This is a genomic window from Acinetobacter sp. ANC 4910 (assembly GCF_004331035.1).
In the GTDB taxonomy this organism is placed as follows: domain Bacteria; phylum Pseudomonadota; class Gammaproteobacteria; order Pseudomonadales; family Moraxellaceae; genus Acinetobacter.
In genome coordinates, this window is record NZ_SJNT01000010.1 from 90101 (window position 1) to 114160 (window position 24060).

Consider the following 24060-nt stretch of genomic DNA (forward strand, 5'->3'; position numbering starts at 1 on the left):
CGGCACTTCAAGTGCCGTTTTTTGAGATCAAGCGAATGATCAGTCATCGCCCATCAAATCAGGGCTCATTCCCACAGTGTTGAAACCTGCATCAACATACATGATTTCACCAGTAATCCCGTTTGCCCAAGGTGAGCAAAGGAATAACGCTGCATTACCCACATCTTCAATGGTTACATTGCGTTTAAGTGGTGAAATTTTTTCATTCGCATCTAACATCTTACGGAATGATTTAATGCCTGAAGCCGCTAAAGTACGGATTGGACCCGCTGAAATTGCGTTAACGCGAATACCTTCAGCACCCAAGCTAGACGCCAAGTAGCGTACGCCCGCTTCTAAAGATGCTTTTGCCATACCCATCACGTTGTAGTTCGGCATAACACGCTCAGAACCTTGGTAAGTCAGAGTCAATAAACAACCTTGACGTGCCAATAGCAATGGTTTTGCTGCTCGCGCCATTGCAATAAAGCTATATGCACTGATGTCATGTGCAACACGGAAACCTTCACGGTCCGTAACATCGGTAAAGTCGCCATCTAAAGTATGTGCAGGTGCAAAACCGATAGAGTGAACTACGCCATCTAGACCATCCCAGTGTTTCGCCAATTCAACGAACGCTTGGTCAATTTCTGCATCCACAGCAACATCACAAGGAAACACCAATGTTGAGCCAAATTGCGCCGCAAATTCATCAACACGCTTTTTAAGTTTCTCATTCGGATAAGTAAATGCCAATTCTGCACCTTCACGATGCAATGCTTGAGCAATACCAAATGCGATCGACAACTTACTTGCAATACCTGCAATCAGAAAGCGTTTTCCTGCTAGTAGTCCTTGTGACATGTGAATCTCACTTAAAATAATTTAGGATGAATAATGCCAAGTCTGGCATCAGAACAAAATTGCAAAATGCGCCTTTTTTTCAGCAAATCACAGATTCATAACAATTCACCCTGCAAAAAGCAGGGTGAATATGGATTACGCTGAAGAAATGTTAAAAAACATCAATCAATCATCCCCTTGGATCAAGCTCAATAAGCGCATGAATGAGTAATACATCCAGACTAAAGTCGCCAATAATGCAATCGCAGATAACCATTCCATAGACTTTGGTGCATGTTGTGCTGCACTGCTTTCAATCAAATCAAAATCGAGAATGAGATTTAAAGATGCAATCACCGCCACAAAAGCAGCAAAACCAATGCCTAACCAGTTACTTTCAAAGATATACGGCACACTTGAACCAAAGGCTAAACGCATGATGAGTTGCACCACAAACACAATTGCAATGGCAATGCTGGCAGAAAGTACAACCGATTTAAATTTTTCTGTGGCACGCACAATTTGTAAACGATACAAAGTAAACATCACCAAGGTCGTCACAAAAGTTGCCAATAATGCCTGCAACGGTACGCCTGGGAATTTCAATTGGAAAATAACCGAAATCCCCCCTAAAAAGGCACCTTCAAAAAACGCATAAGGAATGGCGAGAATTTTCGCGGTATCTGGTTTAAAAGTAGTGATAAGTGCCAAAATAAATCCACCAATCGCACCTACAATTGCGGCGCTATAGGCAATAGAAATATTTAAGGTCATAAAACTGTAGAAGAAAATACCTAAACCCAGTACCGCGGCAATTAAAGTCAACAATACAGACTTTTGAATCGCACCTTGAACGGTCATCGGCTGGCTGTAATCCGCGTAAACTTCGACGCGATTAAGTATTGGATTATTACTTTGCATATTTAAACTCTTTTTTATAATTTAAAATGAATAAAAACAAAAATTTGTACTTTGCTTTAGATCAACTTAAAGCCGTACACCCTCTAGCTTGATGTAGAAAATATAACCTAAAAATATGACAGACTAAAATAAAAATGGGGTTTAACACCCCATTTTCAGCCAATATCGATTTAGTCTTTATTCATGATAAAGAAGTATTCACGGTAATATTTCAATTCTGCAATCGAATCACGAATATCATCCATGGCCAAATGCGAGGCATTTTTCTTCAACCCGCTCATAATTTCTGGACGCCAGCGTTTCGCCAATTCTTTCACTGAAGATACATCCAAGTTACGGTAATGGAAGTATTGTTCCATTTCAGGCATTAAACGATGTAAAAAACGGCGATCCTGACAAATCGAGTTACCACACATTGGCGAGCTCTTTGGATTGACCCATTTTTTTAAGAACTCAATGGTTTGCTGCTCAGCATCTCGTGCTGTCAATTTACTACGACGCACGCGCTCAATCAGACCTGATTGACCATGTTGACGGGTATTCCACTCATCCATGGCATTCAGGATTAAATCCGATTGATGCACAGCCAATACTGGACCTTCCGCCAAAATATTCAAATGATCATCGGTCACAATCGTTGCAACTTCAATAATTTGGTCGTTATCGGTATCTAGACCTGTCATTTCAAGGTCAATCCAGATGAGGCGAGTATCAGGCGTGCTGCTCATAAATGTGCAATCTTATTGGCTGTAAAAACATTTATAGTAGCAAATTAATACCCTGAATGCTGTAATTCATCCCCCGCTTCATGCTATTTTTGCCATCTTGAATTCATGGTTTTTTAGGATATGAATGGCTTTAATTCGTAAACGTCGCTTAACTGAACAGCAGCAGCGTCGTATTCAGAAACAGCAGCAAACACGTCAAGAAGAAATTGACACGTCAAATGATCTGGAAGGGTTAGTGGTTCAACACTACGGACGTCAGCTTGAGGTGCAAGCCCTGTCGGTGCCAGACATGCATCCTGAAAAACCACATGTACAAGATGGTGAACCTGAACCGTTTTGGAAACCGATTGAATTGGGCAGTATTTGGCGTTGTCATACACGGACCAATCTTGAATTACTGGTGACGGGCGATCGAGTTAAATGGCAAGCCGATCCGAATACGGGTTTAGGTATTATTACCGCCATCCATCCGCGTCGTTCCTTACTGACCCGTCCTGACCGTTATCATAAAGTGAAGCCTGTCGCGGCCAATATCAGTTTGATTGTGATTGTGTTTTCACCTTTACCAGAACCTGCACCCACATTAATTGATCGTTATTTGGTGGCATGTGCCGATGCCGACATTCCAGCCTTATTAGTCCTGAATAAAACCGACTTACTCAAAGAAAATGATCCTATTCTAGATATGCTCAAGGAATATGAAGCTTTGGGTTATGAAGTGATGCAATGCCAATCTACAGGTGATCTCAGTGCTTTAGCACAGCGCCTTGAAGGTGAAACGGTGGCTTTTGTTGGACAGTCTGGGGTGGGTAAAAGTTCATTAATTAATACCATGGTTCCAAATGCCGCGCAAAAGACCAATATTATTTCTGAAAACTCGGCTTTAGGTCAGCACACCACCACCTCAACGCGTTTAATTCCTTTTGGACAAAGTGCATCACTGATCGACTCGCCAGGCATTCGTGAATTTGGTTTATGGCATCTGACCACTGAAAAAGTGCAACAAGGCTTCCCTGAAATTCAAAATCAGTTGGGCTACTGTCAGTTCCGCAACTGTACCCATAAACATGAAAAACAGTGTGCACTGCGTGTAGCTGCCAGTAATGGTGAAATTTTACCCCGTCGTTTAGACAGTTTTTTACGTTTAATGGATGAAATTGCTGAAGCACAGCAAAAAAATTAGACTTTCTGTTTGTCTTCCCCTTGAAGCGGTGATTTTGATCACCATATTTATGAGCTATACTCTAGGCAATTTCGAATTGTAATTAGGTGATTTGTGGAACGTTGGTTGGAATTTATGGGGAATCACCCCTTTTTATTTGGAACACTTGGGGCATTAGTGGTGTTGTTCTTCGTTTTAGAAGGTCAGCGCAACGGTCGCAAAATCTCTCCACAGTCTTTAGGTATTTTAGTGAAAGCAAAAAATGCCATGTTGATTGATTTACGTGATGCAAAAGACTTCCGTGAAGGTCACATCAGTGGCAGCCGTAACATTCCCTACAGCCAAATTGCAAGCCATGTCGAAGAGTTAAAATCTGCGGAACGTCCATTGGTGTTTATTTGCAACCTTGGTCAAGTCGCAGGTACAGCTTTGCAACAAGTTGGTCATGTGGATAGCTATCGTTTAGACGGTGGTATTAGCAACTGGAAAGCGCAAGGCTTACCTTTGGTAAAAGCAAAATAATGGCTTAAGGAGACTCTAATGGCTGAAGTAACGATTTATTCTACAACTGTATGTCCTTACTGCGTTCGTGCGAAACAACTTCTTGAGCGTAAAGGCGTTGAATATAAAGAAATTAATTTATCCAATGAAGCGCCTGAAGTACGTGTAGAACTCATGCAACGCACGAACCACCGTACTGTTCCACAAATTTTTATTGGTGACCAATTTATTGGCGGGTTTGACCAGCTTTATGCTTTAGAGCGTGATGGTAAACTTGACGGATTATTGGCTTAACCATAAAGCATAGTTCAAATTTATATTAAGGATTTAATAATGAGCGAAGAACAACAAGTTCAACCACAATTGGCACTCGAACGTATTTATACTAAAGACATTTCTTTCGAAGTTCCTGGCGCACAAGTTTTCACAAAAGAATGGCAGCCAGAACTCAATATCAACCTTTCTTCTTCTGCAGAAAAGATTGATCCAACTCATTTCGAAGTGTCTTTAAAAGTTGTTGTTCAAGCAAATAATGCAGGTGAGACGGCATTTATCGTTGATGTGACTCAAGCAGGGATCTTCCTGATTGATGCAGTTGAAGAAGAGCGTCTTCCATATATTTTAGGTGCATACTGCCCGAACATTTTGTTCCCATTCTTGCGTGAAGCCGTGAACGATATGGTTACCAAAGGCAGCTTCCCTCAATTGCTGTTAACGCCAATTAACTTTGATGCTGAGTTCGAAGCAAATATGCAACGCGCTCAAACAGCTATGGCTGAAGGTCAAGCATAATTCCTGATCTTTGCATTGCAAAATCATGAATTCAAAAAAGGCTGAATATAATCTATTCAGCCTTTTTTATTGCGCTGCATTCATGTATCTGAAGGTCAAATTCACTCTCATTCCATACACTTTTTTGCTTGGGGGCAACCGATGTAGCCAGTAGCTTTGGGTTTCATCTTTCATGACCAGTAAACTGCCATGTGCCAGTACCAACTCCACTTTTTCTTGGGTCTGCTTATGCTTAAAAGCAAATTTTCGCTCTGCCCCCAAACTTAAAGAAGCAATTGCAGCATACTGTTTCAGTTCTCGTTCGGCATCACTATGCCACGCCATCCCTTCTTCCCCTGAATGATATAAATTCAGTAAACAGGCATTAAATTTCTCACCCGTTTTAGCTTCGACCAACGCTTTTAATGTCAATAGTTCAGGCGTCCACGGCAATGCTTGTTTGGTGGTTTTGGAGTAGGTATAAGAAAAAGCCTGATCGGCATACCAAGCCACTTTACGCTTGGTCACAAGCATCTTGCCAAAAATCACCGCTAGATCATTTTGCCAAGCAATGCTTTCTAATAGTCGCTGAAAATAATGATCTGCCAAAACACTATCCATAATTTGACCGTAGTAATACACACAGCCCTGATAAGGCAATAAATTCTGTTCAGAATCAAACTCGACGGGAAATAGTGACATTTAAAGCTCTTCTGAATGGGCATGAATTTGGGCACTTTCCCAACCGATCATCGCTGTCTTGCGGGTTGCTCCCCAATGATAATTGCCGAGCACGCCTGACGCTTGAATAACCCGATGGCACGGAATTAAGAAAGCTACAGGATTATGCGCCACCGCACTCCCTACTGCACGTGCAGCTTTAGGTTGATCTATCTGTAATGCCACATCACGGTAACTCGCCAGTTGACCTACAGAAATTTTGAGCAAACTTTCCCAGACTTTTAATTGAAATGCTGAACCTTTTAAATGCAGTTTTATGTGCTGTATTGAGTTGGGTTGCACCGTCAACACAGCCATAGCGCGTTGCTGCATTTCATCCCTCTGCTCAATATATTCAGCATGAGGAAACTTGGTTTTTAATTCATTGAGGGCTTGCTCTTCCTGTTCAACAAAAGACAGCGCACAAATCCCTTTATCTGTGGAAGCCACCAAAACACGGCCAAATAATGTTTCAGCGAAGCTATAAAAAATCTTTAACCCAGCTCCACCCTGTTTATATTCAGCGGGGGTCATCCCTTCAATTTGAATAAATAAATCATGCAAGCGACTGCCACTGGATAATCCTGTGTCATAGGTCGCATCTAAAAGTGAATGCGATGCTGTTGAGGTTAAAATCGACTTGGCATGTTCCACACTGATATATTGCAGAAATTTCTTAGGACTGGTGCCAGCCCATTCGCTGAATAGGCGCTGAAAATATGCAGGACTTAAATGTACATGTGCCGCCACATCCTCCAGCGTCGGCTGGTGCTGAAAATGTCGCTGAATATATTCAATGGCTTGTGCCACACGCTGATAGTGCTGTTGTGAGGACATACTTATTCATCCTTGCAGATTTCTTTTTCACTTTAGCAATTCTTGCTGTAGCTGAAAATCCGAATCATGCTCAATTCTAATAACGACCTTAATGTATCAGACATAAAAAAACTGTACCGATGAAGGTACAGTTTTAGCAGCGAATAGACGTGCTGATTCTAAATCAACATCAGTGGTGCATATAAGTCTTATGCCCTTGATCACGTAACTCACCAATTTTTTTACCTTGCTTTTTCGCTTCGTCTAATTTGCCTGCTTGTGCCAGTGCTTTGGTTTTGTCAATTTCTACAATAATCTGGTCAAACAAAGCCGTCGAACTTGGTGCTTTTTCAGCCATATGTGCAGTCAATTTATATTGCTTGGCATGTACTGCGGCACCACGCATATTGTTCAAGGCACTGGTTGCCGCTTGTGGGGTTGAGGCTTGGTTGAAGGCTTTATAATTTTTCCCAAGGGTTTTCATATCATCGTCTAAACCTGCCGCCATTACGGTATTGCTTAATAACAAAGATGACAACATTACAACGGTGGCTAAAGTTTTTTTAATCATGATGATGTCCTATCAAAAACTGTGGCTATGGTTTATTTATCAGGGTCAAATATACAAAATGTTTATTTAAACACTCTGCTTTATTCTACTGATGTAGCATACATAAAAAATGCAACGGATTCGTTGCATTTTGATAAAAATTTCACAGGTCTATTTGGCTTTATGATGCTGTAAAGCATCGTGCATGGCTTCTACCAACTGTTGTGCAATCTCTTGTTTTGAGGCTTTTTCTAAATCACGTTTATCCATACGGTATTGATTGGCAAAAAATACCGTCATGGCATTTTCATCCGATGCAAAACCAATATCTGTACGTGACACATCATTACAAGCAATCATATCCAGTTTTTTTGCAACTAACTTGCCTGCTGCATATTCTTCCACATTACGTGTTTCTGCGGCAAAACCCACCATAAACGGGCGCTTTTGTTGCTGTGCAATAGTTGCCACAATATCTGGGTTCTTGACTAAAGCGACATTCAGCTCATCACCCGATTTTTTAATTTTATGTTCAGCGACTTCAGCAACGCGATAATCAGCGACTGCTGCTGTGGCAATGAAAATATCACAGCCTTCTTCCAACATTTGCATGCTGGTATTCAACATTTGAATTGCAGAGGATACGTTCACACGGCGTACCCCATTTGGAGTATCTAAACTGACAGGGCCTGCAATTAAAGTCACTTTCGCCCCAGCCGCATAACAGGCAGCTGCCAACGAAAAGCCCATTTTGCCAGTACTGTGATTAGAAATATAACGCACAGGGTCTATTGCTTCACGGGTTGGACCCGCAGTAATCACTACATGTTTACTCGCCAATAGACCAAATTTTTCGGCAATTGCACGTTGTGCTTTATGGAAGTATTGCGTGACTTGATAAGCCAAATCTTCTGGCTCAGGCATACGACCCAAACCCACATCACCACATGCTTGTGAACCCGCTTCTGGCATAATGACATGCACGCCATCTTCAATCAGCGTATTTAAATTACGCTGCGTGGCTTTGGCTGCCCACATTTGTTGATTCATAGCAGGCGCAACCCAGACTGGTGCTTTGGTCGCAAGATATAAAGTACTGAGTAAATCATCTGCCAAACCTGCGGCAAACTTAGCTAAGGTGTCGCAGCTGGCTGGTGCCACCAACAATAAGTCTGCCCAACGCGCTAATTCGATATGTCCCATACCTGCTTCGGCTTCTGGATCGAGTAATTCAGTATGCACGGGATTGCCAGACAATGCCTGAAAGGTCAGTGGCGTAATAAAGGCCTGTGCACCATGTGTCATCACCACACGGACATTAAATCCCTGATCTTTAAGTCGACGAACGAGGATGGCGCTTTTATAGGCTGCAATTCCGCCTGTAACAGCCAAAATGATGTTTTTATTTGGAATTACACTTAAATCAAAGCTCACAAACAGTATACCTTTCTGTTGCAGTGGCGCTCACAATAGCATTAAATATCCGCATACCCAAGTGATTGACTGGGGTAAAACTTGATAATAAACATGAAAAAGCTCAACAAAAATGAATCTATCGATCAAACATTGGCCCGAACAAGAGCGTCCACGTGAACGCTTATTACAACAAGGGGCGAGTAGCCTTTCAGATGCCGAATTATTGGCCATTTTTCTGCGCTCTGGCTCCAAACAACATTCAGCCGTTGAATTAGCCCGACTGCTGATTCGTCACTTTGGTGGGCTAGCGCCTATTTTGAATGCTGAACTCCCCCAACTCAGTCAATTTCATGGGATTGGTGCCACTAAATATTCACAACTGATGGCTGTGAAAGAACTGGGACGACGTTATGTGGCTCAACAATTACAACAACATCGTTTAGAAATTGAAAACTCTTCGCAATTACTGGACTATCTACGCTTCGAACTCTTGGGAGAAACACAGGAAGTATTTGCCGTTCTGTGCCTAGACAGTCAGCTACGTAAACTGCATTTTAAAAAACTCTTCTTTGGCTCACTGAATAGTTGTACCGTCTCTTTGAATCAATTACTGCGTTATGCCCTGCAACAACAAGCCAGCTCCATTGTGATCGCACATAATCACCCTTTGGGATATGCCCTGCCTTCGGCGGCAGATATTGCCTTAACCCAACAAATTACACAGGCCTGTAAACTGCTTGAAATACAATTGTTGGATCATTGTGTCATCGCTGCGACAGGCAGTTTTTCGTTTGCTGAGCAGGGCTTGATCAAGTCCACTTAAAGCTTTTCAAGCAATATTGACAAAACCTAAACGACAGATGAAGATCAACCCAAAATAAATGATGAAAACCACCACATGATTGTGCGAGAACAACCCGACGTCTTTAAACTATTATTTTCATGGCGCGGTACAATCCTTCCGAAAGTTTTACCACCCTTAGGCGTGGTTATGCTCATTTCTACCATCGTGGGTGGTGTATCCCACATGGGATATTTTCACTTTCCTGAACTACCCTTGGTTGGCTTCACCTTAATTGGCGTTGTACTGTCTATTTTCCTTGGGTTTAAAAATACCGCTTGTTATGATCGTTGGTGGGAAGCGCGTAAACTTTGGGGCATGTTGATTGCCAATGCACGCCACTTTGACCGTAACTGTCGTATTCTTACGCAGGCACGGCGTGAGCGAGTCATTCAACATGTGATTGTCTTTGCCAATGTATTGCGTGACCGACTACGTCATCAAACCGAAAACCCAACCGAGCTTACTGAAACTACAGGTTTAAGCCCGCAAGCATTGGCACAACTGTATCAACAGGTCAATGCTCCGCAATACACCCTCAGTCTAATTCAATGGGAACTGATGCAAGCCTTAAAAGAAGGTGAAATCTCCGACATTATTTATGCACAAATGAATGAACATGTGGCGGAAATGAGTTTGGTACAAACAGGCTGTGATCGGATTGCTACCACGCCATTACCTTTTGCTTATTCTGTATTGCTAAACCGTACCGTGTACTTCTTCTGTTTCATGCTGCCATTTAGTTTGGGTGCAACTTTAGGACTGGCTACCCCTTTATTGGTCGGGATCTTGGCTTATACCTTTTTGGGTTTAGATGCCTTAAGTTCAGAAATTGAAGAACCATTTGGTACTCAAAGTAATGATTTACCCTTAGATGCAATGGTACGTACCATTGAAATTGAATTACTCGGTACCTTGGGTAAGCCAACTCCACCACCCATTCAAGCACAGGATAATAATCTCTTATAAAGCTAACAATTCAAAACGTTGTAGAACAAGAAAGATTAGATTAAACAAATATTTAAAAATCAGGATAAGGAGTCAGGCTGTGATTAAACTTTTAGGGCGAACAGATTCTATCAATGTCAGAAAAGTACTCTGGTTATGTGATGAGCTAGATGTAGCTTATCAGCGTGAAGATTGGGGTCGTGGCTTTCGCTCCCCGAAAGAACAAGAATTTTTACAATTAAACCCGAACGCCACTATTCCTGTACTGATTGATGAAGAGCTAATTCTTTGGCAGTCTAATTCTATTATTCGTTATTTAGCCAATGCTTATGCTGGCACAGCACTTTATCCGATACAGCCGAAAACACGTGCGCTTATTGATCAATGGATTGACTGGCAAGGGATTGAGCTCAATAACAGTTGGGTCTATGCCCTGATGCACATTATTCGGAACTCCCCCGAGCACCAAGACTTGAAGGAAGTTGAAAAAAGTATTCAAGCATGGAACAGCATGATGCTGATTTTAGAAAACCAACTCGCAAACACGCAGGCTTATGTAGCAGGTGAGCATTTTTCATTGGCAGACATTCCGATTGGACTTTCTGTACAGCGCTGGTATTTAACACCTTTTGATAAACCAGATACTCCACATATCAAAAACTACTATGACCGTTTAAGTCAACGAGAAGCTTATCTAAAATGGGGCAATAACGGTCAAAACTAATTCAGCATGTTTGCTTGTGAATTAAAACATCGGGGTTACTGAAACTGTTCCCAAATTCCGACTTGTTCTGCTTTCATCACAGGAATATTCCCCAGTTTAACCCATGGCATATTTTCACCATGAAAATCACTGCCTACGGATACTTTTAAACCCTGTTCCGCAATTATACGATCCACCATGTGACGGGTCGCAGGTGGGTCAATTTGTGGTGGTAATTCCACGGCATCCCCACCGGACTGTGCAAACAACTCAATTAAATAACGGACATTGGTCGCAGACAAATCATATCGGGTGGGATGAGCCAAAACCGCAAAGCCACGGCTGGCATGAATTGCCTGAATCGTTTGTTGCAAACCCAAGCCATCAAATTTCACATAGGCCTTTTTGCCTTCCTTGATATATTTATCAAAAGCTTGCTGCACACGGCTTACAATTCCCTTTTCCACCAAGGTTTTCGCAATGTGGCTACGCGTGACGCGATCTGCTTCACCCTCGACTTTGGCCAGTACATCTGCATAAATATCCTGACCAATTAAAGGCGTCAGCAAACTACAAATCTGCACACCACGTTCAGCTCGAATCTGTTTCTGTTGTTCTAAGACTGCCAATAAAGGCTCAGGATGCTGCATATTCAGTGCAACAATATGTACGCTATAACTTTTCTGGGTGGCTGGACGTGACCATTGACTGGAAATTTCTACCCCAGAGATTAACTTCATACCATAAGCATGTGCAGTTGGTTCTGCCAATGCCAAACCATCCATCGTATCGTGATCGGTCAAAGCCAGCGTATGAATGCCTTTTTCATGTGCGGCATGGATCAGTTGCTCTGGTGACAAAGTTCCATCAGAAATATTACTATGTGTATGTAAATCTACGCCAAGCATCACTTATACTATGCCATTTATTTAAACAGATTCAGATACTCTAACATGAAAGCACTTTTAGACTTTGTGCCACTCATTATTTTCTTTTATTTATATAAGACTGTAGATCCGAAAGATACCGAGCATCCTTTATTGCAATTGATCGGTTCTGCCGGCGGTGTAGACAATAATAATATCTTAGTGGCAACAACTGGCTTAATTCTTTCCATGCTGGTGGTTTATGGTGCATTGTTCATCATGCAAAAATTCCGTTTAGACAAACAACAGTGGATTGTGTTGTTTATGACGGTCATTTTTGGTGGCATTACCCTCATGCTCAGCGATGACTTCTATATTCGTCTCAAGGCAGCCCTGTTAAATATGGTCTTCGCAGGTGCTTTCCTGTTGTCCCCGTATTTTAGTAAAGACCGTAGTCCGCTCATCAAACGCTTATTTGCACCCATTTTTAATTTGGGTGAATTGGGCTGGAAAAGACTCAATTATGCTTGGGCGGTCATGTTTGCGGTCATGTCTGGCTTACATGTCTTTTTTGCTTTCTTATTTATGAATGGAAAATATTGGGGCGAATTTACCGCTTTTGGTGACATGCTGGTGATGTTTTCCTTTATCATTATTCAGTTTATTGTATTACGTAAACATTTTAAGTCTTCCGAAGATTAATATTCGTTTCGCGCGCAGAGAATCATCATGCCATTATTTGTTGTGACTTGTACCGATCAAGACGGTACAGTAGAAAAACGCCTTGCGGTACGCCCTCAGCACCTCGCACGTTTAGAGCAATTAGATGCTGAAGGTCGTTTAATCGTCGCAGGTGCGATGCCTAAAGACCCGAGTAATCCACAAGCAGGTTTTTATGGCAGTACCATCATTGTTGATTTTGACAGCCGTGAAGCACTCGATGTTTGGCTACAAGATGAGCCTTTCTTGAAAGAAGGCGTCTATGCTCAAATTGAAGTTAAACCTTTTAACAAAGCGTTTCCTAAAGGATAAAGTTCATGCGCGCTGTTGTTCCTAGTTTACTGGGTCTTTCTTTATTGTGTTCTACGGCTTGGGCGGTAGAACCTGCAACAACATCTCCAGCTCCAGCTGTAGCCCCTGCTGCCCCTACTGCAACAGCACCGACAGCGCCACATACCCTTTCTGCGGATAAACCACGCGTGATTCCGGCAGTAGCAACGGTGAATCCAAATGGACAACCGCAAGAGGTTCAACCCCTTACGGCGGAACAACTTGCCAAAAATAAAGCCTTACAAGATTTAAAAATCAAAGCTTTGGTCAAAGACCAATCCGTACGCCTACAACAATTGGAAAAAGCCAATTTAGAAGCGTTGGCACAAAACCAAGAATTACAATTAAAAAATGATAGTTTAGGTGTGCAAGTTCAAGTGCTACAAAGTGAACGTAGTGCCCAAATGTTTATTTATGGCGCTGTCACACTAGCAGTTGGCGTACTATTGGGTTTCTTAATTGCCAGTTATGCACAATCTAAACGTCGCCGCCAATGGTAATTTTCTACGCTTAAATCATATAGGTTGCTGCTTTTGTCACATGCAATACAAACGGCCGATCTCGATTGGCATCTCGTCGATGGCATCGAGGTGCCTGTTTCTAAACAATTTGGCGATGTTTATTTTTCTAAAGACAACGGTTTATTGGAAACACGTCATGTGTTTTTACATGGTAACGATCTCAATCTCCGTTTGGCAAACCTAAGCGACTACCAATATTTTTCTGTTGGGGAAACAGGCTTTGGCACGGGATTAAATATTTTGGCGCTGTGGCAAATGTGGCAACAATGTCGCCCCAACAACCATAGCCATTTACATGCGATTAGTGTGGAAAAATTTCCACTGACCAAAGCCGATTTGATTCGAGCCTTAAATGCTTGGCCCGAACTCAAGCCGTTGGCCGATCAATTGATTCAACAATATCCTTTACCGATTGCCGGTTGTCATCGCCTGAGTTTTCCTGAAGAACGCTTTAGCCTTGATCTCTGGCTTGGCGATGCACATGATGTTTTCCCACAAATGGAAAAACTTCATCCCGTCAACGCGTGGTTCCTTGATGGTTTCGCTCCATCCTGTAATCCAGATATGTGGCAGGAACAGGTGTTGAATCATATTGTTCGACTATCCGACTTCGGAACAACTTTTGCCTCATTCAGCGTTGCAGGTGTATTAAAACGTGGACTAAAACAGCATGGTATCCAAATTAGTCGTCCACGCGGTTTTGGCCATAAACGGGAAATGCTCAAAGCCTGTTGGTTAAAACCAGAATCTACATCAGAAAATGACATAGTTCATGCAACAGCGCACAATCCTGTTGACGTGATGTACCCAAAGCAACGTCATATCGCCATTATCGGTGCTGGCATTGCAGGTTTAAGCTGTGCTTGGGCCTTTGCTCAACGTGGACATCAAGTCACCCTGTATGATCAAAGTGAACCACTGGCTGGCGGTTCTGGGAATCCCTTAGCTTTACTCAATCCTAAATTGTGCCCGATTGAGCAAAGCCATGAACACTTGATGACCTTGGCATGGCAACACGCACTGCGCCACTATGCCCAATTTCAGGCATATCGCCCTATTCAAGTCAATCAGATGGCATTAAAAAATGCGGAAGATTTATTGAGCTTAGCCGCTGAATATCCAGAACAAGTGCTGAACACCTCAGCAGCACAGGACAGTGCCATTGCAACAGAGTTTTCGAGTTTAAATCTGCTGCAAGCAGGAGTAGTTTCTCCACATGCACTACGCGATCAAATTTTACAGCACCCCTTCATTCAGTTTCAGCAAGCCACGATCAAGAGCTTTATTTCAAAACAAACTGTAGAAATCATGAATACTCAAGATCAGTGTTTGGGTGATTTTGATCATGTCATTGTGTGCTGCGCGCGCGATAGCCAAGCTTTTTTTGAAAATTTCCCCCTCCTCAAACCAATTCGTGGTCAAGTCAGTTGGGTTAAAAATCAAACTCAAGTCCTTGCTAGCGATCAAGCCTATAGCTATGGTGGCTATTGTATGCAGCTTGATGCTGAGCATTTAATTCTGGGGGCATCCTTTTATCCTAATCGGGATGATTGTGAAGTTCTCGCAGAAGACCATGTGCATAACTTCAATCTTATCCACAGTGTGTTTCCAAATTATGCACACTCCTTGCCTCCAACCTCAACTTGGCAAGGTCGCGCTTCGGTCCGCGCACAGACCAATGACTATTTCCCTGTACTGGGTCGCTTGGATCAAACCAAAGAAATTTATAGCTTGGCGGGATTCGGTTCTAAAGGCTTTTTATTTGCACCATTCTGTAGTGAATTACTGGTCGCGCAGATTTTATCTGAAACCAGTCCAGTTCCTAGTAGCCTGATCCGCAAATTAGATATCAAACGTTTTGTAAAAAAGCAGAAAGTGAAGAAAGCTTATTATCAAGCTACGAATGCAGTGCCATCTCAAGCTCAGTAAGCCGATGCATGATGCTCTGTTGTTTTCTTTATGCCATAAAAAAGCGCCATAAGGCGCTTTTTTGCATCAGGTTCCTTGTTCTAAAGGTAAGCCCGCATCACGTGCCGCTCGGGTACCTCCCATTAGCACAACATACTCACGTGAATCATCTAAACCATCAAGAAGTTCAGCCGCACGTGGCGCCTTACTTCCGCCACCACATAAAATGTAAATGGTCTGATCCGCAGACACCTGAGTCAAACAATCTGCTGACAAGCCTGTAATTGGCTGATTTACCGCACCTTTAACGTGGGCTTCAGCATAAGCACTTGCATCACGGACATCCCAGATGATGGCATCGTCTGGGAACTCAAATGTTGTAATTTCTTGTTTACGGATCATTGTGCACTCCTTTGATGTAAACAACACTTGGCAAATGAAGAAAACATCCCTAGCATCTCAGATATTCTTTCCCTTTGTAAAGGTCTATTCCATGCCATCTTTCGATATTGTTTCAGAATTAGAGATTTTTGAAGTAAATCATGCAGTTCAGAACACGCAAAAAGAAATTGCGACGCGTTTTGACTTCCGCGGACAAGATGTTTCTATTGAACTGAATGAAAAGTCTAAAGAAATTAAAATTAGTACCGAAAGTGATTTCCAATGTGAGCAAGTTTATAACATGCTGGAAAACCATTTTTATAAACGCAAAGTCGATGTACAGGCTCTAGATCCACAAAAGGCCACCGCTTCGGGTAAAAATGTGATTCAAGTGATCAAACTGAAAGATGGCCTTGACTCTGATACTGCAAAAAAAATTAATAAAGCCATTAAAGAAAGCGGTATTAAAGCGCAATCTTCAATTCAAGGCGACAAAATTCGCGTGACTGATAAAAAGCGCGACACTTTACAGCAAGTCATGAATTTCTTGCGTGAACAACAATTTGGACTTCCATTGCAATTTAATAATTTTAAAGACTAATGTGAGGCCATCCCCTAAGCTCTAAAGGTATGATATGACACAAAGTAATCGTTTATCCAAACTGGTCAAAGCTACGTCGAAATTCCCGCAAGGGATTCGAAGTACCCTTTGGAGCAAAGCTTTTGGTCGTATTGTGCCGATGGTGGGCACAGCCAATATTCGTTATCTGGAAGTCGATCAACACCATGTGGTGGTGCGTATAGAAAATCAACGCAATATGCAAAACCACATTAAAGGCGTACATGCAGCAGCCATGGCGTTGTTGGCAGAAACTGCCACAGGTTTTTTAACAGGCCTGCATGTGCCAGATCATCGAATTTTGCTGATTAAAACCCTACATGTCGATTATTTAAAAGTCGCTCAAGGCGGGCTTACTGCCACCGCAAGCTTAAGCCCAGAACAGCAGAAGTTGATTGCTGAACAGGAAAAAGGTGAATTACTGATTCCAGTAACGGTCATTGATGATGCAGGCAATGAACCCATTCAATGCCAAATGCTGTGGGCTTGGTTACCTAAGCGCAAGTCGGCTTAAAATAGAGGCATAAAAAAACCAGCAATGTGCTGGTTTTTTTATTCAAGCTTAAGCCGATTGGGCTTCCATAAATTTCTGCTTCACTTCTTCAGGAATTTGACGTTTATTGCCTTTTACATCCACAGCCACAAAAGTGAATACACCTTCTGTAACACGTTTCGCTTCACGAGAACTGTCATGGCTGTCCCAGACTTCAATTTGCATTTGAATTGAAGTATTGCCGACTTTTAAAATTTTGGTATAACAACTAATCACATCGCCAACTTTTACTGGCACCAGAAAAGTCATTTGATTAATTGAAATGGTCGCACAGCGCCCTTTACTAAAACGTTCTGCGTGGATTGCTCCCGCCAAGTCCATTTGTGACACAATCCAACCACCAAATACATCGCCACTCCAGTTGGTATCTGCTGGCATCGCAATGGTTTGAAGGGATAAAGTCCCTTCTGGTTTCACATGAATATCTGACACGTTCTCTCCAAGCCTATTGTGCTTTGACTAGGCATTAGACATTTGAATATTGATCCAGCCACTGTTGTAGTTCACTCGATCTAAGTGCACCGCTTATTCTAGCAATTTCATTGGTTTTATTCATCAACACGAGGGTTGGAATACTCCGTACATGAAAAGCGCTACTTAAACGAGGGGATTCTTCAGTATTAATCTTGGCAAAAATCACGCGAGGGTTCTGTTTTGCCACGGCTGCGAAATGAGGAGCCATCATTTTACATGGTCCGCACCACTCTGCCCATAAATCAATCAAAATAGGTAAATCACTGTGCGTGATGAACTGACTAAAATTTTGTTCATTTAAATCAATGGGAGCTAGTGGAATCAAAGGTTGGTGACACTGGCCACAGCTAGGCTGTGCTTCAATTTTTTCTTCAGGCACGCGATTCTTCGCCAAACAGGATGGGCATACAATAATCATGAGCTGACTCCAATATGTTGATGTAAGAATTCTAATTGGGTCGAAATGGCTTTTTCAAACCATGGATGGTGATAAATATCGAAATGTTTCATCTCCCATTCATAATATTGCACAAATGGGGCAATATTAGTGGCTGCTTCACGACTGGAAGCGATTGGAAATAAACTGTCTTCTTTAGCCGCAATAAATAACACAGGAATATTGATTTTACGGACTTCCTGAATTGGTCGATAACGGATCAACTTAAAAAAGACTCGAGCTGGAATTTCACCACTCCAGAAGTAGTCAGGATGAATGATAGACAAATAACCTAAATAACTATCTTCTGTCGGCATAAAGCTGAGATCAGCAGGGCTCACGACAGGCAAGGTTTTAGCACTCATCCCTACCTTCGCCCCCATATAATCCTGACTGGACATTTTTAATGCTTTGGATAATTGAGGAAGAGGATAAAGTTTGGCAAGTTCACTGCCATCAACCATCGGAACTTGAACCATCACCGCTTGAATATTTTTCAATTCGCTGGCCAAACTCAAAACATAGCCTCCACTAAGTGCCGTTCCCCACAAAATAATCCGTCGTGAATCAATCGACTTTCGTTCCTGAAGATGTGCAATCATCGTTCGCCAGTCTTCTAACTGAGAACTGATGGAGACCAATTCACGCGGTCGGCCCGTACTGCCACCCCAATAGCGATAATCAAACAACACCACCGCATAGCCTGCTTGTGCAAATTGTTTTGCATATTGCACCAGTTTAAACTGGCGTAAGCCTGCCAAGCCATGTGCCATCAATATAACAGCAGGTCTGTGTTCCGTTTTGGGCCGATAAAAATCTGCTGCAAGGACTTCCTGACCACTTTTGACATATAAAGGCTCGACCGTATAAGCGTGCATACGCGCTCCAGTACGTTATTTTATGGTTGTAATCATTTATAAAAATTTCAACAGATTCAACTGTCGAATCTGCTTAATGCTATCATAAAGCATATATTGTTTAATTGGATGATGGAGTGACACAATGAGCGAAAATGTAGGCTTCGCAGGTCAAATTGGCCCTGAGCATATAGAACAAGTTGTTGAAAAAGAATTTAAGTCTATTATCAACAACCGCCCAGACATGGAAGGCGGACCAGAGCAACCCACCAGTGCTCAAATTGAAGAAGCAGCGCGTGCTGCAGGACTCGACTACGTCTATCAACCCGTAGTAGCAGGTCAAATTACCGAGCTTGATGTACGTACTTTTGCCAATCATTTTAATGAACTCCCAAAACCAGTTTTAATGTTTTGCCGTACTGGCAATCGTTCAAATAACTTGTATCAATTGGCAAAACAAATGGATTTGCTGGATGATTAAGCAACTCTTTGCTACATGCATTTTGTGTAGCGGTTTAATGAATAGTACATCTCTTTTCGCTCAGAAAACTCAAACACCTCAAGCACTGAGCGAAAATCTTACTGTCTCTGGTCAACTTGATGGCAAAACGTTTCAATTACTGTTAAAACAGGGATTTAAGTCTGTAATTGTAAATCGACCTGATCAGGAAATGGGAAACAATATTTCCGTCAGTCAGTTACGGAATATTGCGGAGCAATCTCATGTAAGTGTCATTTACCAACCTATTGAAAACGGTAAAATTACACAAACAGATATCATTGAATTTTCAAAGTACTATAACGAACTTCCTAAACCTATTTTAATGATTTGTAAGAGTGGCTATCGCTCTAGCGAATTATTTAATGAAGCACGTAAGCAAGGCTTATTACATGAATAAATTATTGATCGTTGTACTCTGTGCTTTAGCCCTACCCGCTTGTAGTTCTATGAATGTGCGTCCTACCGTTGGGGTGAGTGTTGGAACATCAATTTAAATTTTCGCCCAAATAAAAAAAACAGCGCTGAAGCGCTGTTTTTTATTTAAAACTATTTTATTTGTAGTTAGTACATGTCGAATAGTCTGTACCATAAGGACTCACGTCATCTGGACGCCATTTACCATCAACATCATCCACATCAATATCAGCAACAGGCGGCATGAAGGATAATGCTGTTAAATTATCCTTAGTAGAAACCGTTGTGGAAGCATTAATATTAACTCGTAGCCAATTTGAATAATTACGTCCATAACGTACTTTAAAATCAAATTTCCCTTCCGAATTCGTTCTAAATGTTGCATTAGTCCCAAGAATTTTATTATCCGAACCTAAAATCGCAATTGGATTTGGGAATTCATTTGAAGGACATTCAATATATGTCGTTACTCTTTTCGCTACACTATTTTCATAAACAGTGTAATCGCGCGACCAACGCCAATAAGACAACCATGACCACATTCCATCACTGCCTTGTGCATAAGAATAATCACGCACCCAGTTAAAACGCCCTTTATAAAAACTTACCAAATCTAGAGAAATACTAATTTCTTGATTAGCAATTGGATTTCCTGCCGTATCTACTACAGATGCTGTGAATTCTTTATAATAATTGGTATTGTCATTCGCCTCTTTAATGACATTATGATTTTGCGCCACAGTAATGAAAGCGGACTGAGTTGAAACAGTTAATAATAAATTTGGTGAATATACAGGCTGAGGAGATGTTGCACTTGCACTTGAGGCTTGAATTTCAACTCCACCGCCTAATGTTTGTGCTGAACCCGCCGTATAAATTACAGTTGCTCGACCTGTACTATCCGTTACTGCAGTTGGTTGTGACAGACTACCATCAGAAGATGTATCTTTAATTGTAGTAAATTTAACAACGACTCCTGGCACAGGTGAACCATTTTTATCTTTGACTAGTGCAATCACCTTAGTATTAGCTCTTGGGGCTAGAACACTCGCTTCAGATTGAAGTGTGATAATTGCTGGAGCACCCGCACTAATTTTCTGAGCAATATAAACGACATTAGACCCGAATTGCGCTGAAACTGTTGCAACAGATGAAATCGTACCAATTAAGTTTGTACTCGCATTACCCACCCATTTGCCATTTTCTTGATGCACATTTGTAATAGTAGCTTTAGTTGGAGTAACTGTTCCATTTGTGGTATCAAAATTCACCGTTTTACCAAGTAATTCCGCTTGTGATGAAGCATTTACTTGTACTGTTATTGTTTTACTTTCACCGACACCTACAGGGTCTGTATTAGAAATAGGTTGAATTACATTATTAGAAACATTCGCAATTAAAGTGACTGAATCTGTAGTTAAAAGATTACTAATTGACTGATTACTGCCTGAAACAGTAATCTTACCTGTCAATTCTAACTTATGATTGGCTAATGCTAATACCATATTATATGGTACTTGGAATACAGCTTTACCAGCTGAATTAGTAACTAAGGTCGATCCAACCGTATTACCTACACTATCAATTAGACTAGCTGTTGCACCAACTAAAGGATTACCTACGGCATCTACTGCTGTGAGAGTTACATTGGCACTATTTCCTACTTCAAGTAAATTAACATCAGAAGTAATCGAAACAGTCGTACCTGTCACTGGAATTTCAATTTCTTGTTTTGCAGACCCAGAAGTAACAATAACCGTAATTGTTCTATTAATTCGTTGGCTTAATGTAGAATTAATTAAGCTTACATCTATTGTTGTTATACCACCTTCATTACTAACGAGATTACTAGATTTACTTAGGCTTGCACCAGAAGTTTGTGCATCTTTAATTTCAACTTTAACATTCGCATTTGCAATGACACCACCGCTTTTATCTAAAGTACGAATAGTTAAAGTTAATTTATCCTCACCACCTGCATTTAGACTACTTTTACTTTGTCCAATTGATAATAACTCTGCTGTTGTAGAAGTTACGATTCCACCATTCGAATTTCCTCCCGAGCTGTTATCTGGGAAATATCCATCACTCCCCCCTCCACCACAACTTGCCAACAATACTGCCAGTGCAACTGTCGACAGTTTTAGACCAATCTGTTTATTATTCATCAAAATTCCCCGAATAACCTTTCTTCATAAAGTGGTAATTAAATTTTTAATTTGTCGTATGTAAACATATAAGTAGCTTTATGTAAATAAAGTCAGACCAAATGTTTAACTATGTTAAGCTGAAAAAGTAAATATTCAAATAACATAAACTATGTACGACATCATTATTATTGGTGCGGGAACAGCTGGACAAGCTGCTTACAAAGAAGCAATCAAACACACATCAAATATTTTAATTGTGAATCATGGTCCGTGGGATACCACCTGTGCACGCGTTGGTTGTATGCCAAGTAAAGTGCTTATTTCTGTAGCAAATCAACTGCACGATGCCCAATCATTAAATAAAGTTGGCATAACAACTCATCTAAACCTTGATTCTAAAAAAATCATGTTACACGTACAAAAATTAAGAAACCAATTTACACAAGCTGCTTTAAAAGATGTCGCTCGTTGGGATTCGGCCCATAAAATATCAGGTCAAGCTCACTTTATTGATGCTGCGACAATTGAAATTAATCAAAAGCACTATCAAGCTCGGAGTTTTATTCTCGCTGTAGGATCAACGCCAAGTTTTGATCTTGAATGGAAAAAAGAATTAGGATCTAAACTCATCACTTCTGATGAAATCTTTGAACTGGAGCAACTGCCAAAATCTATCGCTGTGATTGGAAGTGGTGTGATTGCGATTGAAATTGCTCAAGCATTACAACGCTTAGGTGTTAAAACCACGATATTTGCACGTAGTCGGAAGGTCGGAACATTAACCAGCCCTTTACTACAAAAAATGGCGCAGGAACTTTTAAGTCAAGAAATTGACATTAAGTTCGAAGTTTTACCCACACAAGTTCGAAATTCAAAAGATGGTGTACAGGTTGTCTACCAGGAGCATGGGCAAGAACACAATTTAGTAGCGGATTATTTATTGGTCGCAACAGGGCGTCGTACTTTATTAAATACCTTAAGATTAGAAAATATAGATGCTCAATTTATAGATCTTAAAAACTTACCTGTCCATCCAGAAACCAAACAACTTGCACACTATCCTATTTTTATCATTGGTGATGCTCATACCAACACCCCTATTCAGCACGAAGCAGCACATGAAGGTCACCGTGCCATTTTAAATTGCTTGAATTTAAAACAAATAAAAAATATCCGAAATCTAACACCAATCGGTATTGTATTCTGTGAACCAGAAATGGCAATTGTCGGGCAAAGTTTTAAGCAACTGGAAAGTAATAAAATTCCTTTTGTAACAGGCTATGTTTCTTATGCCCAACAAGGACGTGCACAAGTTTTAGGAAAAAATTATGGTGCGTTGGAAGTCTATATTCATACAGAAAGTCGCAAAATTTTAGGTGCAGAATTACTCATGACTTCCGCTGAACATTTAGCGCACTTACTCTGTTGGATGATTGCTGAAGATTTAACACTTGATCATCTCCTCGCCAAACCATTTTATCATCCAACCTTAGAAGAAGGATTACGCACTGCCCTTAAACATGCTAGGCGTCAATTAAATACTATTCAATAGCCTCTTGATCTTATTGTAACAATACTGCAACTCTTTGTGTATGTACGATGAGATGAACAATCCACCGTTGTGCAGCCAATAAATCCAAGGTCTGAGAAGCCGTAAGTTGATGATTTAGTGATGCATACATAATTTTCTGACGAAGAAACTCTTTTTACTCATTGCTCGCTTGGTCTAACTGAATTAAATCATTCATAAAATCTATCGAAAATTTTGGAAATGGCGTTGTTTGTAAATATTCAATTTGTCTTCCCAAATGTGTAACCCGTGCTAAAGGTAATTCTTGTATTATTCTCTGCTTTTCAGTAATTCAACTTGTGCGATTTCTTGTAAATCATTTCGTAAAACTCGGATGTAAACCACCAATCCTTAATAAGAGAATTAACCATTGTTGATAGTAGCGATTGTGGGACCATCCATATACTCTAAGTAAGATTCCACTTTTCTTATAATTGCACCCAGCTCATTGATATTAATAACTGGTGTAATAATTTTTCCACGAATAAACTTAATACATAAGCAATAGTTGCTCAAATTTACCAATAAAAGGTATAAAAATTAAAATTCTAAGTAAACTAATGCAATAAGGCCTTCAGCAGGATCGACCTCAACTTATATTTCTTATCATTGGAGAGTTTTATTATAGAATGGGCAAATAAATTTACTCTTATTTTATAATGTGTAATAAAGAAACACCCCCTAACGTTGGTTAGGGGGTGTTTGAATAATGAGCTGGCGATGACTTACTCTCACATGGGTAACCCCACACTACCATCAGCGCTAAGAGGTTTCACTTCTGAGTTCGGGAAGGGATCAGGTGGTTCACTCTTGCTATTGTCGCCAGCACAACTGTTTATGACTATTCGTTATGGTCTTAT

At 41.0% G+C, this 24060-nt stretch carries 29 protein-coding genes and 1 rRNA gene; 16 read left to right on the top strand and 14 right to left on the bottom strand.

Translation table 11 applies throughout. From position 1 onward, the window contains the following. Positions 1–39: 39 nt before the first annotated feature. The 3 genes from E0H82_RS12070 to orn all read right to left on the bottom strand — a co-directional run bounded on the left by E0H82_RS12070 (position 40) and on the right by orn (position 2471). Positions 40–843, bottom strand: a complete 804-nt coding sequence (locus E0H82_RS12070) for an enoyl-ACP reductase FabI (RefSeq protein ID WP_116760496.1) — start codon at positions 841–843, stop codon at positions 40–42. 165 nt (positions 844–1008) lie between these two features. Further along, complete coding sequence (locus E0H82_RS12075) at positions 1009–1743, bottom strand: Bax inhibitor-1/YccA family membrane protein (RefSeq protein ID WP_131265022.1); 735 nt, start codon at positions 1741–1743, stop codon at positions 1009–1011. Between the two features lie 170 nt (positions 1744–1913). Then, positions 1914–2471, bottom strand: coding sequence for an oligoribonuclease (gene orn, locus E0H82_RS12080; RefSeq protein ID WP_116760500.1), 558 nt, complete (start codon positions 2469–2471; stop codon positions 1914–1916). Between the two features lie 124 nt (positions 2472–2595). On the opposite strand from orn, the gene rsgA reads away from it, so the two are divergent. The 4 genes from rsgA (at position 2596) to secB (ending at position 4926) form a co-directional block, all read left to right on the top strand. Next, a complete protein-coding gene (gene rsgA / locus E0H82_RS12085; RefSeq protein WP_131265023.1) occupies positions 2596–3654 on the top strand; it encodes a ribosome small subunit-dependent GTPase A in 1059 nt (352 codons plus the stop codon). A 93-nt stretch (positions 3655–3747) separates the two neighbouring features. Further along, positions 3748–4155 carry a rhodanese-like domain-containing protein gene (locus tag E0H82_RS12090; RefSeq protein WP_131265024.1) on the top strand — a complete coding sequence of 136 codons (408 nt, stop codon included), beginning with the start codon at positions 3748–3750 and terminating at the stop codon, positions 4153–4155. An 18-nt stretch (positions 4156–4173) separates the two neighbouring features. Continuing rightward, positions 4174–4428 carry a glutaredoxin 3 gene (grxC, locus tag E0H82_RS12095; RefSeq protein WP_016166234.1) on the top strand — a complete coding sequence of 85 codons (255 nt, stop codon included), beginning with the start codon at positions 4174–4176 and terminating at the stop codon, positions 4426–4428. Positions 4429–4467: 39 nt separating this feature from the next. Continuing rightward, positions 4468–4926 carry a protein-export chaperone SecB gene (gene secB, locus E0H82_RS12100; protein WP_116760505.1) on the top strand — a complete coding sequence of 153 codons (459 nt, stop codon included), beginning with the start codon at positions 4468–4470 and terminating at the stop codon, positions 4924–4926. Between the two features lie 66 nt (positions 4927–4992). Here the strand turns inward: secB and E0H82_RS12105 are convergent, their stop codons facing one another. From E0H82_RS12105 to coaBC, 4 genes are all read right to left on the bottom strand, one after another. Further along, positions 4993–5607: an alpha-ketoglutarate-dependent dioxygenase AlkB family protein gene (locus E0H82_RS12105; protein WP_131265025.1), complete on the bottom strand. Its 615-nt coding sequence runs from the start codon at positions 5605–5607 to the stop codon at positions 4993–4995. Beyond that, on the bottom strand, positions 5608–6462 hold the full coding sequence (locus E0H82_RS12110; RefSeq protein ID WP_131265026.1) for a bifunctional transcriptional activator/DNA repair enzyme AdaA: 855 nt from the start codon (positions 6460–6462) through the stop codon (positions 5608–5610). It abuts the gene before it with no gap. A gap of 169 nt (positions 6463–6631) precedes the next feature. After that, a complete protein-coding gene (locus tag E0H82_RS12115; protein ID WP_131265027.1) occupies positions 6632–7012 on the bottom strand; it encodes a cytochrome b562 in 381 nt (126 codons plus the stop codon). A 150-nt stretch (positions 7013–7162) separates the two neighbouring features. After that, entirely contained in the window at positions 7163–8425 is a 1263-nt protein-coding gene (gene coaBC, locus E0H82_RS12120; protein ID WP_131265028.1) for a bifunctional phosphopantothenoylcysteine decarboxylase/phosphopantothenate--cysteine ligase CoaBC, read from the bottom strand. A gap of 112 nt (positions 8426–8537) precedes the next feature. Between coaBC and radC the strand changes: the two genes are divergently transcribed. The 3 genes from radC (at position 8538) to E0H82_RS12135 (ending at position 10920) form a co-directional block, all read left to right on the top strand. Then, positions 8538–9230 (top strand): RadC family protein, encoded by a 693-nt coding sequence (gene radC, locus E0H82_RS12125; RefSeq protein WP_131265029.1) that lies wholly within the window; start codon positions 8538–8540, stop codon positions 9228–9230. A 75-nt stretch (positions 9231–9305) separates the two neighbouring features. After that, entirely contained in the window at positions 9306–10217 is a 912-nt protein-coding gene (locus E0H82_RS12130; protein ID WP_016166241.1) for a bestrophin family protein, read from the top strand. A gap of 79 nt (positions 10218–10296) precedes the next feature. Then, positions 10297–10920 carry a glutathione S-transferase family protein gene (locus E0H82_RS12135; RefSeq protein ID WP_131265030.1) on the top strand — a complete coding sequence of 208 codons (624 nt, stop codon included), beginning with the start codon at positions 10297–10299 and terminating at the stop codon, positions 10918–10920. 35 nt (positions 10921–10955) lie between these two features. Here the strand turns inward: E0H82_RS12135 and E0H82_RS12140 are convergent, their stop codons facing one another. Further along, a complete protein-coding gene (locus tag E0H82_RS12140) occupies positions 10956–11807 on the bottom strand; it encodes a PHP domain-containing protein (RefSeq protein ID WP_131265031.1) in 852 nt (283 codons plus the stop codon). A 45-nt stretch (positions 11808–11852) separates the two neighbouring features. On the opposite strand from E0H82_RS12140, the gene E0H82_RS12145 reads away from it, so the two are divergent. Genes E0H82_RS12145 through mnmC form a run of 4 tightly spaced genes read left to right on the top strand, consistent with a single transcriptional unit; the run spans position 11853 to position 15265 of the window. Then, positions 11853–12467, top strand: a complete 615-nt coding sequence (locus tag E0H82_RS12145; protein WP_131265032.1) for a septation protein IspZ — start codon at positions 11853–11855, stop codon at positions 12465–12467. Positions 12468–12494: 27 nt separating this feature from the next. Then, complete coding sequence (locus E0H82_RS12150; RefSeq protein ID WP_116760523.1) at positions 12495–12797, top strand: YciI family protein; 303 nt, start codon at positions 12495–12497, stop codon at positions 12795–12797. A 5-nt stretch (positions 12798–12802) separates the two neighbouring features. Continuing rightward, on the top strand, positions 12803–13315 hold the full coding sequence (locus E0H82_RS12155; protein ID WP_131265033.1) for a hypothetical protein: 513 nt from the start codon (positions 12803–12805) through the stop codon (positions 13313–13315). A 33-nt stretch (positions 13316–13348) separates the two neighbouring features. Then, a complete protein-coding gene (mnmC, locus tag E0H82_RS12160; RefSeq protein ID WP_131265034.1) occupies positions 13349–15265 on the top strand; it encodes an FAD-dependent 5-carboxymethylaminomethyl-2-thiouridine(34) oxidoreductase MnmC in 1917 nt (638 codons plus the stop codon). Between the two features lie 66 nt (positions 15266–15331). Here the strand turns inward: mnmC and E0H82_RS12165 are convergent, their stop codons facing one another. Further along, positions 15332–15646: a rhodanese-like domain-containing protein gene (locus E0H82_RS12165; protein WP_131265035.1), complete on the bottom strand. Its 315-nt coding sequence runs from the start codon at positions 15644–15646 to the stop codon at positions 15332–15334. Positions 15647–15737: 91 nt separating this feature from the next. On the opposite strand from E0H82_RS12165, the gene E0H82_RS12170 reads away from it, so the two are divergent. Next, positions 15738–16226 carry a YajQ family cyclic di-GMP-binding protein gene (locus tag E0H82_RS12170; protein ID WP_116760531.1) on the top strand — a complete coding sequence of 163 codons (489 nt, stop codon included), beginning with the start codon at positions 15738–15740 and terminating at the stop codon, positions 16224–16226. A gap of 34 nt (positions 16227–16260) precedes the next feature. Beyond that, positions 16261–16758, top strand: a complete 498-nt coding sequence (locus E0H82_RS12175) for a DUF4442 domain-containing protein (RefSeq protein WP_131265036.1) — start codon at positions 16261–16263, stop codon at positions 16756–16758. A 48-nt stretch (positions 16759–16806) separates the two neighbouring features. On the opposite strand, the gene E0H82_RS12180 is transcribed toward E0H82_RS12175, so the two are convergent. The 3 genes from E0H82_RS12180 to E0H82_RS12190 all read right to left on the bottom strand — a co-directional run bounded on the left by E0H82_RS12180 (position 16807) and on the right by E0H82_RS12190 (position 18585). Then, positions 16807–17175: an acyl-CoA thioesterase gene (locus E0H82_RS12180; RefSeq protein ID WP_413773110.1), complete on the bottom strand. Its 369-nt coding sequence runs from the start codon at positions 17173–17175 to the stop codon at positions 16807–16809. A gap of 88 nt (positions 17176–17263) precedes the next feature. Then, positions 17264–17689, bottom strand: a complete 426-nt coding sequence (gene trxC / locus E0H82_RS12185) for a thioredoxin TrxC (RefSeq protein WP_131265038.1) — start codon at positions 17687–17689, stop codon at positions 17264–17266. Then, entirely contained in the window at positions 17686–18585 is a 900-nt protein-coding gene (locus E0H82_RS12190) for an alpha/beta hydrolase (protein WP_131265039.1), read from the bottom strand. The genes trxC and E0H82_RS12190 overlap by 4 nt, the downstream gene beginning before the upstream one ends. 124 nt (positions 18586–18709) lie before the next feature. On the opposite strand from E0H82_RS12190, the gene E0H82_RS12195 reads away from it, so the two are divergent. Together E0H82_RS12195 and E0H82_RS12200 are read left to right on the top strand one after the other, a co-directional pair. Beyond that, positions 18710–19045 carry a TIGR01244 family sulfur transferase gene (locus E0H82_RS12195; RefSeq protein WP_131265040.1) on the top strand — a complete coding sequence of 112 codons (336 nt, stop codon included), beginning with the start codon at positions 18710–18712 and terminating at the stop codon, positions 19043–19045. Next, complete coding sequence (locus E0H82_RS12200; protein ID WP_131265041.1) at positions 19038–19463, top strand: beta-lactamase hydrolase domain-containing protein; 426 nt, start codon at positions 19038–19040, stop codon at positions 19461–19463. Before E0H82_RS12195 ends, E0H82_RS12200 begins: the two co-directional genes overlap by 8 nt. 154 nt (positions 19464–19617) lie before the next feature. On the opposite strand, the gene E0H82_RS12205 is transcribed toward E0H82_RS12200, so the two are convergent. Next, positions 19618–21648 carry an Ig-like domain-containing protein gene (locus E0H82_RS12205; RefSeq protein WP_131265042.1) on the bottom strand — a complete coding sequence of 677 codons (2031 nt, stop codon included), beginning with the start codon at positions 21646–21648 and terminating at the stop codon, positions 19618–19620. A gap of 151 nt (positions 21649–21799) precedes the next feature. Between E0H82_RS12205 and E0H82_RS12210 the strand changes: the two genes are divergently transcribed. Continuing rightward, the gene (locus tag E0H82_RS12210) at positions 21800–23182 is read left to right on the top strand and encodes a dihydrolipoyl dehydrogenase (RefSeq protein WP_131265043.1); all 1383 of its coding nucleotides are present in this window, start codon (positions 21800–21802) and stop codon (positions 23180–23182) included. Between the two features lie 730 nt (positions 23183–23912). Here the strand turns inward: E0H82_RS12210 and rrf are convergent. After that, positions 23913–24027 (bottom strand): 5S ribosomal RNA (gene rrf / locus E0H82_RS12220). Between the last annotated feature and the right edge of the window lie 33 nt (positions 24028–24060).